Origin of the sequence: Bacillus sp. FSL K6-2839 (assembly GCF_038003365.1) — a bacterium.
Taxonomy (GTDB): Bacteria; Bacillota; Bacilli; order Bacillales; family Bacillaceae; genus Bacillus.
The window spans coordinates 1,605,417-1,617,062 of sequence record NZ_JBBOOZ010000001.1 but is presented as its reverse complement, the minus strand read 5'-3'; the positions used below and the strand labels follow the sequence as shown (position 1 = coordinate 1,617,062).

Here is an 11,646-nt window from a genome sequence, read left to right as displayed (position 1 = left end):
AATGCTCTTGATCATAATTCCAAAACTCGAAACAGAAGTGACTAAAAAATATGAAAAACACTGGATAGAGGATTTTGAAGAAATACAAAATCTTTTTGATGAAGACCAACCTAGATTATGCGTGATTGATTCTGAAACTACAGGGTTGCATATTATCAACGATAAGCCTTTTATGTGGGTATTTGCTTACAAGCTACCAAAAGAGAAAAGGAAAGAAGGATTAGAGGGTAGAAGTTTTGCCTTTAACTCTGATAAAGAAATACTTTATCAAGTATTACAATTGACTAAGAAATGCACTATGACTGTTGGGCACAACGTGAAATATGATTTGCATATGTTGATTAATGGTGGAGTTGAAGAAGAGGAGGTATTTAATTTAGCCAATGTTACAGACACTATGGGATTATGCAGACTTACATTTGATGCTGTATCAGCTAGAGATGGTGGAGATATGTTGGGGTTAAAGAAAGTCACCGAAAAATATATTGATCCTCGAGCAGCAGAATTTGAAAAAGAAGTGAAAAAAGAATTAAGAAGAATAAATGATCAAAAAAGAAATCTTTTAAAAGAATTGTTAAAGCCTTACAAAGACATTGGCTGGGGTATTGGAAAAATTAAAGATGCATACAAAGTAAAAAAGAGAAATGATATGGATCAATTTACAACTGAAAGGAAGCAGCGATGGATTACTATTCCTGGCGAAATAGAAAAGCTGTATCGTAATTGGTTAAAAGAAAATCCTTTTGCGAATTATTCAGAAGTTGACAGGGATATAATGATGGAATATGTCCATAGTGATGGAATCTATACTCTTGAAATAGTGGAAATGACTTATCCTACAGTTTTAAAACGAAAACAGAAAGCGATACTTGAACACGAAAATAAGTTGATTATGGAATTACTGAGAATGGAACGAGTGGGCATGAAGGTTGATATGCCTTACTTAAACGAATGCTTCAAAAAATGCGAAGATGAAATACAAAGTCATTACGAAGAACTTTGGAGTATAGTCGGAGAAAATTTTACAGCTTCACAGGCATCTGTAATACAGGATTATTTTGAAAAAAAGTTAGGAGAAAGACCTCCTACTACAGATAAAGCGTTTTTAAAAAAACATAAAGATGATAGGTTGTCTCAACTAATTACTCGGCTAAGAAGATTAGAAAAATGGCAGTCTACATATATCTCTAGAATTATCGAAGTAGCTCAATATGATGAGCATTTTTATACCCAGTATGGGCAATTCAACACCGTATCTGGTCGATTAGGCTCCGATGCTCAGCAGTTTCCTAAAGAGAGGATCCTTACAGAAGAAGGGGAAAAATACGAAAAGGAACATGGTGAAGGTAAAGCCCCCTCAAGTTTTGAAATTTTCTCCCCAAGAAGAGCTTTTATTGTAGAGGGAGGGGATTATGATCAAATTGCATACTTTGACTTATCGCAAATAGAATTACGAGCCCAAGCAAACTATACAGTTCTACTAAATAGACCTGATTTAAACCTTTGTAGAGCTTATATGCCTTTTAAATGCAGTCACTATTTAACAGGCGAAGAGTACAGTTTTACAAGAAAAGAGGACAGGATAAGATGGTCTGAAAAGAAAGAAGACGGTAGCTCTGTATGGCTTTTAGAGGACGGGGAAAGTTGGACTCCTACTGATGTTCATAGCGAGACATCTCACAATACGCTCATCGCATTAGCGTTTGAGTGTGTAGAGAAATATAAACAATACATACATAAGTCAGATTCTCCAGTTGATGAAAAATCATTTAAAAAGTTTTGGAGATACATAGGGAAAATGTTTAATTTTATGAGGAACTATGGCGGAGGAGCAGCCAAGGCCTCTGAAGCTCTGGAAGTTTCTATGGAAATTGCAAATGCGTTAGTATCAGGGTGGTCAAACACATTCCCTGAGGTATCTCATTACCAAAAGCAAGTTGCTAAAAAGGTACAGAAGGATAAGCATGCCACCAACATGTATGGACGTGTTTACTTTCTGAGTAATACAGAAAAGGCATATAAGGTTGGAAACTATCTTGTGCAAGGTTCATGCGCTGATATGTTAAAAGCATATGTAATAAAGATAGGGGAATTTTTAAGAAAAAATAATTGCAAATCATTGCCACTAGCTAATATTCATGACGAATTACAATTCCTAATTTATAAAGGAGAGGAATGGATTTTTCCTCATATTAAAAGAATTATGGAAGATGTAGATTGGATGCAGGTGCCAGTAGTTGTAGATTTGGAGATCACTAATACAACTTGGGCAGATAAGAAAGAAGTTGAATGTAACGCATAAAGGAGTGATGAGAATTATCAAAAAACTTGTAGACAAAAACACAAATAACATATATTATAGAGTTAACTCGAAGGTCTTGATAATTTTAACAGGATGGCTGCTAACATTCTCGTTTATTAAGTTGGAAACGAGTTTAATCAAGGACAAGCCGAGTGAAAAGGTAAATAAGACAAAGTTAGCTGATGAAGATTTTCCAATGAAACATATCCAGCTACATGCGCCCTTACCAAAACAAGATAGCAAAAAAGAAATAACTAAGAAATTACAAAAGAAATACCTGAAAATCAAAGTTGAACCAGTTCAAGAGAAAGCTAAAAAAGTAAAAAAGAAGAAAGGAGATAAAAATGTCAAGCAAACAAAGAAAACTGTGGAACAAAAGAGTCAAACACGCAAAATGGTTGTTACAGCTTACACAAACGGTTACGAAAGCACAGGTAAGCATCCAGGAGACTCTGAGTATGGAACAACAGCGAGCGGTGTGACTACAAGGCAGGGTATTACAATTGCTTGTCCAGCTTACATGGCATTCGGAACAAAACTATACATAGAAGATGTCGGACTAAGAGTATGTCAGGATAGAGGTGGAGATATAAAAGGAAATAGATTAGATGTCTTCATTGATAACATAAAAAAGGCTAGGGAGTTTGGACGAAAAACATTAACAGTCCAAGAAATTAAAAATAACACATAAAGAAGAGAGTGACTTGATTGAACAAGCTTACTTTAGGACAAAGAGTTCTTACATTATACGGAGAAGGAACAGTAGTGGAAGTACATAAGAACGACCAATATGGAGTTGCCGATGATGAATACAATATGATCGAACTTTATGACAGAAGTGAATTAGCTGCATTAAGGAGGTGATATCATGTTTGAGGTAAACGACACAGTAATAGTAAACCATAATAAAGAAAGGGCAGTAGTGGCTACGGTGTCAACTCGATATTCACAACTTGAAGTGCAGTATGAGGATGGTTCGCATGAAGTAATGGGGTTTCACAAAGTTACAAAGGAGGATGATAAATGATCATCATTTTAGAGGGGTGTGACTGCTGCTATAAATCTACAGTAGCCAAGCAACTGTCAAAAAAGTTAGATTACAAGATACTACGGGGTTCATCATTTGAATTAGCTAAAAGAAGCCAAGACAGCCTATATGATTATTGCTTTGGACTAACAGAACACGACAACTTGATCATTGATAGATACATATATTCCAACCTTGTTTATGCAACCAAATTCCCTGGTAATACAAAGCTCACACATGGGCAAGTAAGCAATATCGAGAACAAATTACTGAGTGAGGCCAAGTTAATCTATCTGTATGCAAGACCTGAAGTAATTAAAGAAAGGATTCTTAGCAGAGGAGATGATCAGGTTAACACGAAAGACATTGAACCAATTGTGAAACTCTATAATGAAGTGATACCAAAGTCAAAATTACATACATATTCGTTTGATACAGAGATTTATGGCAGCGGTGAAATTGTTGAGGATGTTGTTTATTTAGTCAGTGAGGAAGGCTCATGAAAAAAAAGTAATTGCTATTGATATGGATGACGTATTAGCAGATTTCTTACCAGCTTGGGTAAAAGCGATCAATGAACATGATGATCCTGCTTTAAAATGTGAAAACATAAAATCTTGGAACATCCTAGATTATGTGAATACAAACAATGATGTATTTAGGCATTTAACTTATGACTTTTTTAAAGGTTTGTCTGTTAAGAATCTAAGTGATTTCTACGAGGTGTATATTGTCACTACTGCAACAGCACATCCAGAATCATTAAAAGCTAAATTAGAATGGTTGCAGGAACACTTTCCATTTATCTTATATGATCATGTTGTTCTTTGCGGCAAGAAAAAGATCATTAAAGCTGATTACATGATTGATGATGGAATACACAATTTGGAGTCATTTGAAGGTGTAGGCATAGTGTTTGATACACCTCATAATGAAGATGACAACAGATTCTTACGTGTTAGGAACTGGGAAGAGATCGGACAAAGATTAGAGAGGAGATAAAAGATGAAATTAGATTTTTGGATTGATCAAAAGATTGCTCAATTAAAAAAGGATTACAAAGAAGTTAGATTTAACTCTGCGAAAGATGTGCAATTAGAATTAAATGGTGTTAGCCAAGATTTCTTAGCAAATGACACATCAATGGACAGAGAAGTTGTTGAAGTTGATTTGCACACTATTTCTAAAAATGAGAAGTACCAGGGTTCAGAAATTCTATTTGATGTAAAAAGACCAAGAAAAAGAAAATTTGATAGTCATTCAGTTTACGTCAAAATTAACAATTGAAACTTACAATAAAATATCTCTTTTATACAAATTTAAAAGAATATAAAAGAAAGGTTGTTTAAATGAAACATATTGTATTTTATAGCGGAGGAATCGGAAGCTGGGCAACAGCTAAACGTGTAATCAAACAACATGGAAAGGAGAATATAATTTTACTTTTTACTGATACTCTCATTGAAGATACAGATCTTTATAGATTTATAGATCAAACAGTTAAAGAAATGGATGTTAAATTTGTTCGAATTGAAGATGGGCGTACTCCTTGGGAAGTATTTAAGGACGTTCGATATTTAGGAAATTCTAGACTTGCACAATGTTCTCATATATTAAAACAAAAGACTTCTGAAAAGTGGTTGAAAGATAACTTTAAACCAGAAGAATGCATACTTTACTTAGGTATTGATTGGACAGAAGAACACCGTACCAAGGCTCCAGGAAAACATTGGCATCCATATCATGTAGAATTTCCAATGTGTAAAGAACCGTATGTAACTAAAGATGAAATGTTAAAGGAACTTGAAAGCTTAAGAATCGAGCAACCAAGATTATACAAAATGGGTTTCAGTCATAATAATTGCGGCGGTTTTTGTGTTCGCGCTGGTCAAGGACATTTTGCAAACCTTTTGAAACAAATGCCTGATCTTTATAAGTACCATGAAAACAAAGAAGAGGAAATGAGAAAATTCTTGAATAAGGATGTTTCAATCCTGCGAAGAACCAGGAACGGAAAAAGATTTAATCTTACTCTTAAACAATTACGTGAAGAATTGGAATCTAATCAAAGAGAAAATGTAGATATGAATGATATTGGCGGATGCGGGTGTTTTGTTAACTTTGATTAAAAGATCAATTTTATTAGAATGATGGGAGAGGATTTATTGGGAAAATTGAAAGTGATGAGCTTATTTAGTGGAATTGGAGCTTTTGAAGCTGCACTAAGAAATATTGGAGTAGACTTTGAGTTAGTTGGCTTTAGCGAAATTGATAAGTATGCAATTAAATCCTATTGCGCAATACATAATGTAGATGAGAATTTAAATTTTGGTGATGTAGCCAAGTTTGAAAAAGATAAGTTGCCCGATTTTGATATTTTAGTAGGTGGATCTCCATGTCAAAGTTTTAGTGTAGCAGGACTGAGGAAAGGGTTTGAGGACACAAGAGGCACATTGTTTTTTGAATATATACGAACTTTATTAGCTAAAAAGCCTAAATACTTCATTTTTGAGAATGTGAAAGGACTAATTAGTCATGATAAAGGAAAAACAATAGAAATCATTGCAAAAGCTTTTAGTGACGCTGGATATTGCATTGATCTTGAAATATTGAATTCAAAATTTTTCAATGTTCCCCAGCAGAGAGAGCGGTTATTCATTATAGGGATTAGATCAGACAATGTAAAAAATGAAGATTGGATAAAACAAGCTCCCAAAAATGTTTTACAAAAGGGGAGAGAGCGGTTGGCCAAATTAGATATCAACACTTTTAATTTTAACTGGCCACCACAGTTAAACATCGATACATCTTTAGAAGATATTCTTGAAAGTTCAGTAAACGATAAATTTTACATAACGGAAAAGAAATCAGAAGAATTTTTTGCGAAAAATCAAGTGATAAACAGTTCTCCATCCAAGTTTAAAGTTAGTAAAATAGGTAATGTGCATCCTTCAGGGAAAGGTATGAATGGGGCTGTTTATAGCTCATGTGGTTTAAGTCCAACAATTACAACAAATAAAGGTGAAGGTATTAAAATACATATTGAAAAAGAAAGAAGAATAAGAAAGGAAACTCCTTTAGAATGTTTTAGGCTTCAAGCATTCAGCGATGATGATTTCTATGCGGCAAAATCTGCAGGTAATAGCAACACTCAACTTTATAAACTAGCAGCAAATTCAATTACAGTAACAGTTCTTGAAGAGATTTATAAAGAGTTGCTTAATACATATAAATAACAAATATCATAAAGGAAGGTGAAGTATGAACCAATACGAACAAATGATTTCTGAGTTTAAGAAGAGTGTTGAAGAGTATAGAAAAGCTCTAGCTGAAGGGAAAAACGTTGATGCGAAAAAGTACATTGAGTTCTTAGCTAAAGAAATTGAAGCAATGAATTCTATGAGAGATACATATCAAGAAGGCATGAATTTAATAATTGAAGACATGAAAAAACTTGGTACAGGAAGATGAAAGGTCTCCTTGATCAAATAAACTCATTAAAAGTCTTGCACATAGACTTAGATAATTTTTCAATCTACGTTAGACATGACGAAGAAGTAAAACAAATACTACATAAGCTGGTCAAAGATATGACCGTTGATGAATACATACATAATTTTAGCAAAGGCGATTTGATTGATATTATTCCTGCAGTGATAGGCACAGGTTTAGCTGATGGATATAAACAAGGAAAAGGCTTTGTATCTGAGTCTAAACAGTTCTACATGCAGCAGTGTTTAGAGTTGAATAATAGAATTGAATACCTTGAGAATATGGTTAAGTCACTTGGCGGCCATCCTAATATGCAAATAGTAAATGAAAACAACCTAATCCATTAGAGAGGAAGAAAGGAATGAAATTTAAAATTGGGCAGAGCGTTCTGATTGCATCTAGGGGTGTTGTGGGCAAGGTTGTTAAAGCGACACACCATGTATCTATTGAAAGAGGCAAAGAATTAAATGTTATTAAATATAATATTGAAGTAGCTGGGTACAGATATACTCAGGAATTCGATGAGTCATTATTGACACTCACGTACACGGAAAAAGAATTAAAGAAAATAGAAATCGCAGAAGTAAACTCACTTATCGATCAAGCATTGAATACTAAAGATGAAACTTGGTTTGGCGAGTTAATTCAAAAAAGAAAAACTTTAGAAGAAGGGTTAGTGGAGTAGATAGAGAATTATTTTCGAGTATTATGGAACGGGACAAGAGTTCCGAAAAAGTTCATCACAAAAGTAAAAGCAGAAGTGTTTGTTAGACGCAGAAAAGGATTCACTTGTGAGATACAAGAACGTACATACGATAACAAATTTGTAGACAGCTGGACTTACCACATTCCACTGCATTAGGATGTGAATAATTCTGAGAGAACAGGAAAAAGCGAGAATAGTAGATGAATTGGAGGCCGTGCATAGTAATCTAGATTTTATACATAAGACTCTTGAGAATGCTGCTTCAATTGACGAGGAAACGTGGCAATTAATAGAACCAAAGATTGTTAGGTCGTGGGTATTGTTAGAGGAAGTAAAGAAGAGCATAGGATCACAATAAATTAAAAATAACATATAAAAAGTATTGATTAAAATACAAATTACATATATAATCGATATAACAGCTAAGGAGAATCAATGGACTACATATGCGAGATTTGCAAAGAAGGGGTTGAGAAATACCCCTTATGTTTAAGATTAACAGAAGAGAACGCAAAAAGCATGGAAGACAGAATTGAATTTAATTGCTGTAGTAAATGTGTTGATGAATTGAGCAAGAAAATTCGAGAAAAATGTGAGGGGATGAGTGTAAAGAAAACTCTAAAAGTGCTTGGAATTGAACATATAAAGGCATATTAGGTAGTTGTGAAATGAAAAGGGGTGAATCACATGAAATTAACGCACGAAGATTTAAAGCAAATTAATAGTTATTTTAATAATCATAGTGCTTACAATGTAAGTGGATTTGTTAAAGAACATGTCACAGGAAATATTTATCCGTATACAGATGTAAATTATAGAAAAAGCCAACCATATGAGCTGGTTATTATAAAAGAAAATAAAAAGACTGCTATTCCATATGAAAAAGTTAGTGTGATTAAATTCTGAATAAAAATGAAAAGGGAGAGATATGAAAATGAAAAAAGAACAATATGTGGTGGTTGTTAGACAAGATGGAGACAGAAACAATGGGTATGTTTACAACAACTTTGTTACAGGTGAGGACTTAATTTTTGATGATATGGAAGCTGCTGAAAAATTTGCATTAAAGATTGAAACAGAAGGAAGAGGCTTATGGACGTTGGTTGAGCCTTATAAAAATCATGTTCTTTCTAAGAAAGCATTTGATGATAATTTTGTTGAAACGATGAAGGCGAATAGAGAGTCAACTCATAAATAATTATAATTGATTAGGTTAGTGGGGAGAGTAACAGTGCTCCTCACTAGTAGAATAAGTAATGAATTCAAATAAAATTCAAGTTTTATAGAGAATGGAGGTAACGTATGAAATTGAAAAAATCAGATTGGATGCTTATTAGAGAGGCTACTGAAAAAGGTTTACTCGTTTCAATGACTAATCTTGTTGAAAGAAAACGAACCGAGCTAAATGAACAATTAAGTGATTATTTCAGAAAGCAAATGCCTGGTTACACTGGCAGCTTTGATGAAGATCAGGCAGAGAATATCCTTGATTCTGTGAACAACTTCATCGCAGAAAAGAATTTGGACGCTTATCAACTTGATTTTCCTTTATCAAGCGGCACAGACAATCACTTAATCCCTATTACTGACAACCTTGATTTAAAAGTTACAGTAGCTGATGAGTATTATGGAGACGGTGATTACTCTAAGTATGTTATGGCTGATTCCTTCATAATTAATGAAAAAGCAAACGAAGAGGATGTTGATGAATTGATTAAATTTATTAAGAAGAGATTCAATTAAACACTAACTATCTAAAGAGGAGATGTCTTCATTATTGAAAGAGAATAAGCAGTTTGATAAGAAATTTTGGTTAACATTGATTAAATGGGCATTAGCTGCATTCTTAGCAGGATACTTGGTTGGCTTTCTGCTACCGAGTACAGTTTTATCTAAATAAATTATAAATAACATATATTTGAAGGGGGATCTGAACGTGATTAAATCACAGCTAGTCAAAGCTTTTAGAGAGACGCTACATTGTGAAGAATGCGATGAAGCGCCAGAGCTTGTTTTTTCAAATATGATGCTCACATCAAACCCGCCGAAGTATCCATTTCAATGCCCATTGTGTATGAAAGAAGTGCATAAGGATACAACTTATCCAAGGATTAGATTCGAATCAGTTGATTGAAATTTAATTAAAAGTTTTATTTTAAAGAAAAGGAGAACAAACGGTGGATATTACAAAACGTGTTACTCTCAAAAACAAAGAGTTGTATATAAGAATCCATGCTGAACCGCTTTATATGGGGGGATGGGAAGTTAAAAGCTTTACAGTTAAGCAAGTAAATAATAGTGACAGATTCATTAAGCAAGAGTCATTATCGTATATAGGTATGTCAATAAAAAAAGTAGTATTAGACATTGCTGAAGAAGCTAAAAAACATTTTGAAAGAAGAGAAATAGCTGAGGAAGAGCTAAAAGAGCTGGATGATTGGGACGGGATAATTAAATCTTAAATAAAGAAAGGAAAATTAGATGGTGAAAACTTTTGAAAAAATTGTTTCGATTGATGAATACAAGTTTAGAATCACAATCACAGCAAAGGAATCATACATACCAGGAAGATGGTCGGTTAAATGGATTGATGTGAAGAATGTGCAGAACAACAAAATTGTTTACCGAGGAGGGGATCTGAGTTATAGCAATCATCCACTTAAATACACATTTAAATTAGCTGCAAAAGCAGCGAAAAAAGCTTTAGAGAAAAACAAAGAAACTAATATGGAAATTGAGGAATTTGAAAAGTGGGACGGAGTCATCAATTTCTAAATAAAAGGATGATTTCAAAGAAATTGGAGGTGATAAAGTGGAACTAACTAGACATGGAAATTCAGTAGAAGGTATTTTAACTTTCGAGCTTTATTTTGAATCATTTGATTACAAGGAAGATACACTGCCTGAACATTTAAAATTCACATCAACTAAAGAACTATTCAACATGATGCAGCCAGATTTCATTGAGGAATTAAAACGAGAAAATGAAGCAGAACAAGTCGAACTTGCTTCAATTACTTTCAGTGCTAAGGAAGATGATACTGAAGCTTTTATCACAATGTTTGAGAACTTTGGGAGCTATCGGATTGCGGCAAATCTTGACACCAGTGGATTAGAAAATGAGTATAAGACAGCTTTGAAAGACATTAAAGAAATTGTTGATAAGAAGCTGTAGACAAAAGGAGGAAATTATAAATGGCCTATGATGAATATAAAGGAAAGCTAAGTAAACCAAAAGTAAGTGACGTAATCAAAGCATTACAAGATCAACTTGATTTTAACGGAGACACAAGAGTTAGTTTCAGAATTGAAGGAGAAGAAACAAGCGATGAAATTCAACTAGATCCGTATAAAAATGTTCTTGTGTTGAATTTAGAGGAAGCTTAAGGAGGAGATTTAAATAGACATATTTGAGCATATTATGTGCGACTTCAAACACTATAAAGGTGGTACTTATAAACTCGTAGGAGAAGCCATTCATACAGAAACAGAAGAAGAACTTGCTGTTTACTATGATATGGATGGTACTGTGTGGGCAAGACCTAAAGAGATGTTCTTTGGAAAAGTTGTTGTTGATGGAAAAGAGATAGACAGGTTCACAAAAATAGAAAAAAGAGGAGAATAGATTATGGAAATAAAAGCAGCGGTATTTGAAATAAAAGCAACTTGTTACGCTCATGAAGGTTTTAATGACGAAAGCGCATCTGTTCAAGGGGAGACATTAAAAAAACTAGGAAAGGACATTGTAGACAATTTGCTAGAAAACGGTGTTGATGATGTCAAAATTAAAGGCGATTATGTTGATGAATTGGAAGTGGATAAGCCCGTTATGAAGTTTTTTGAAGTAAGTGATCCTTATTACGCATTAATTAAAGCAAATACAAAAGAAAAGGCTATGGAGCTTTATACAAAAAACGTTGCTGATGATGAAGGGGAATTAAATGAAGAGATGACTGAGGTTGGAGAGATTTATGCTGCTATGCGACATGCAAGAGCGCCTGGAGAAGACAAAGAGCTTTTACCTCTTGAAGAAGCACTTAAAGAGATCACGAGTGACGATGAAATGGTTTTGCTTATTGAAGGGAATTTACTATAAAATCACAGTTTCATATAAATAAA

General features: G+C 33.8%; 20 protein-coding genes. All 20 read left to right on the top strand.

Translation table 11 applies throughout. From position 1 onward, the window contains the following. Nucleotide 1: 1 nt before the first annotated feature. Complete coding sequence (locus MHH26_RS08010; RefSeq protein ID WP_445661631.1) at nt 2-2,302, top strand: DNA polymerase; 2,301 nt, start codon at nt 2-4, stop codon at nt 2,300-2,302. Between the two features lie 7 nt (nt 2,303-2,309). After that, complete coding sequence (locus MHH26_RS08005; RefSeq protein WP_340973006.1) at nt 2,310-2,993, top strand: 3D domain-containing protein; 684 nt, start codon at nt 2,310-2,312, stop codon at nt 2,991-2,993. A gap of 332 nt (nt 2,994-3,325) precedes the next feature. After that, a complete protein-coding gene (locus MHH26_RS08000) occupies nt 3,326-3,832 on the top strand; it encodes a hypothetical protein (RefSeq protein ID WP_340973004.1) in 507 nt (168 codons plus the stop codon). Next, nucleotides 3,816-4,331, top strand: a complete 516-nt coding sequence (locus tag MHH26_RS07995) for a 5' nucleotidase, NT5C type (protein WP_340973002.1) — start codon at nt 3,816-3,818, stop codon at nt 4,329-4,331. Before MHH26_RS08000 ends, MHH26_RS07995 begins: the two co-directional genes overlap by 17 nt. Nucleotides 4,332-4,334: 3 nt before the next feature. Continuing rightward, a complete protein-coding gene (locus tag MHH26_RS07990) occupies nt 4,335-4,616 on the top strand; it encodes a hypothetical protein (RefSeq protein ID WP_340973001.1) in 282 nt (93 codons plus the stop codon). Between the two features lie 62 nt (nt 4,617-4,678). Beyond that, nucleotides 4,679-5,458: a phosphoadenosine phosphosulfate reductase domain-containing protein gene (locus MHH26_RS07985; protein WP_340973000.1), complete on the top strand. Its 780-nt coding sequence runs from the start codon at nt 4,679-4,681 to the stop codon at nt 5,456-5,458. 36 nt (nt 5,459-5,494) lie between these two features. Beyond that, nucleotides 5,495-6,565 carry a DNA (cytosine-5-)-methyltransferase gene (gene dcm, locus MHH26_RS07980; RefSeq protein WP_340972998.1) on the top strand — a complete coding sequence of 357 codons (1,071 nt, stop codon included), beginning with the start codon at nt 5,495-5,497 and terminating at the stop codon, nt 6,563-6,565. Nucleotides 6,566-6,590: 25 nt separating this feature from the next. Next, nucleotides 6,591-6,800 (top strand): hypothetical protein, encoded by a 210-nt coding sequence (locus MHH26_RS07975; RefSeq protein ID WP_340972996.1) that lies wholly within the window; start codon nt 6,591-6,593, stop codon nt 6,798-6,800. 119 nt (nt 6,801-6,919) lie between these two features. Continuing rightward, on the top strand, nt 6,920-7,168 hold the full coding sequence (locus MHH26_RS07970) for a hypothetical protein (protein ID WP_340972995.1): 249 nt from the start codon (nt 6,920-6,922) through the stop codon (nt 7,166-7,168). A 14-nt stretch (nt 7,169-7,182) separates the two neighbouring features. Further along, complete coding sequence (locus MHH26_RS07965; protein WP_340972993.1) at nt 7,183-7,506, top strand: hypothetical protein; 324 nt, start codon at nt 7,183-7,185, stop codon at nt 7,504-7,506. 708 nt (nt 7,507-8,214) lie between these two features. Next, entirely contained in the window at nt 8,215-8,433 is a 219-nt protein-coding gene (locus MHH26_RS07960) for a hypothetical protein (RefSeq protein WP_340972991.1), read from the top strand. A 28-nt stretch (nt 8,434-8,461) separates the two neighbouring features. After that, nucleotides 8,462-8,725, top strand: coding sequence for a hypothetical protein (locus MHH26_RS07955; protein WP_340972990.1), 264 nt, complete (start codon nt 8,462-8,464; stop codon nt 8,723-8,725). A 104-nt stretch (nt 8,726-8,829) separates the two neighbouring features. Then, nucleotides 8,830-9,270, top strand: coding sequence for a hypothetical protein (locus MHH26_RS07950; protein WP_340972989.1), 441 nt, complete (start codon nt 8,830-8,832; stop codon nt 9,268-9,270). A gap of 193 nt (nt 9,271-9,463) precedes the next feature. Continuing rightward, nucleotides 9,464-9,661, top strand: coding sequence for a hypothetical protein (locus MHH26_RS07945; RefSeq protein ID WP_340972988.1), 198 nt, complete (start codon nt 9,464-9,466; stop codon nt 9,659-9,661). Nucleotides 9,662-9,704: 43 nt separating this feature from the next. Then, nucleotides 9,705-9,989 carry a hypothetical protein gene (locus MHH26_RS07940; protein ID WP_340972986.1) on the top strand — a complete coding sequence of 95 codons (285 nt, stop codon included), beginning with the start codon at nt 9,705-9,707 and terminating at the stop codon, nt 9,987-9,989. 22 nt (nt 9,990-10,011) lie between these two features. Next, nucleotides 10,012-10,302, top strand: coding sequence for a hypothetical protein (locus MHH26_RS07935; RefSeq protein WP_445661630.1), 291 nt, complete (start codon nt 10,012-10,014; stop codon nt 10,300-10,302). A gap of 37 nt (nt 10,303-10,339) precedes the next feature. Beyond that, a complete protein-coding gene (locus tag MHH26_RS07930; protein WP_340972984.1) occupies nt 10,340-10,702 on the top strand; it encodes a hypothetical protein in 363 nt (120 codons plus the stop codon). 20 nt (nt 10,703-10,722) lie between these two features. Next, on the top strand, nt 10,723-10,914 hold the full coding sequence (locus MHH26_RS07925) for a hypothetical protein (protein WP_340972983.1): 192 nt from the start codon (nt 10,723-10,725) through the stop codon (nt 10,912-10,914). A 34-nt stretch (nt 10,915-10,948) separates the two neighbouring features. Next, nucleotides 10,949-11,152, top strand: a complete 204-nt coding sequence (locus MHH26_RS07920; protein WP_340972982.1) for a DUF1653 domain-containing protein — start codon at nt 10,949-10,951, stop codon at nt 11,150-11,152. 3 nt (nt 11,153-11,155) lie between these two features. After that, nucleotides 11,156-11,623, top strand: coding sequence for a hypothetical protein (locus MHH26_RS07915; RefSeq protein WP_340972980.1), 468 nt, complete (start codon nt 11,156-11,158; stop codon nt 11,621-11,623). Nucleotides 11,624-11,646: the final 23 nt, after the last annotated feature.

Coding starts and splice junctions, on each gene's coding strand:
- MHH26_RS07990 (WP_340973001.1), top strand. CDS start 4,335: ATGAAATTAGATTTTTGGATTGATCAAAAGATTGCTCAATTAAAAAAG.
- MHH26_RS07965 (WP_340972993.1), top strand. CDS start 7,183: ATGAAATTTAAAATTGGGCAGAGCGTTCTGATTGCATCTAGGGGTGTT.
- MHH26_RS07950 (WP_340972989.1), top strand. CDS start 8,830: ATGAAATTGAAAAAATCAGATTGGATGCTTATTAGAGAGGCTACTGAA.
- MHH26_RS07985 (WP_340973000.1), top strand. CDS start 4,679: ATGAAACATATTGTATTTTATAGCGGAGGAATCGGAAGCTGGGCAACA.
- MHH26_RS07970 (WP_340972995.1), top strand. CDS start 6,920: ATGACCGTTGATGAATACATACATAATTTTAGCAAAGGCGATTTGATT.
- MHH26_RS08005 (WP_340973006.1), top strand. CDS start 2,310: ATGAGAATTATCAAAAAACTTGTAGACAAAAACACAAATAACATATAT.
- MHH26_RS07915 (WP_340972980.1), top strand. CDS start 11,156: ATGGAAATAAAAGCAGCGGTATTTGAAATAAAAGCAACTTGTTACGCT.
- MHH26_RS07975 (WP_340972996.1), top strand. CDS start 6,591: ATGAACCAATACGAACAAATGATTTCTGAGTTTAAGAAGAGTGTTGAA.
- MHH26_RS08010 (WP_445661631.1), top strand. CDS start 2: ATGCTCTTGATCATAATTCCAAAACTCGAAACAGAAGTGACTAAAAAA.
- MHH26_RS07955 (WP_340972990.1), top strand. CDS start 8,462: ATGAAAAAAGAACAATATGTGGTGGTTGTTAGACAAGATGGAGACAGA.
- MHH26_RS07920 (WP_340972982.1), top strand. CDS start 10,949: ATGTGCGACTTCAAACACTATAAAGGTGGTACTTATAAACTCGTAGGA.
- MHH26_RS07960 (WP_340972991.1), top strand. CDS start 8,215: ATGAAATTAACGCACGAAGATTTAAAGCAAATTAATAGTTATTTTAAT.
- MHH26_RS08000 (WP_340973004.1), top strand. CDS start 3,326: ATGATCATCATTTTAGAGGGGTGTGACTGCTGCTATAAATCTACAGTA.
- MHH26_RS07925 (WP_340972983.1), top strand. CDS start 10,723: ATGGCCTATGATGAATATAAAGGAAAGCTAAGTAAACCAAAAGTAAGT.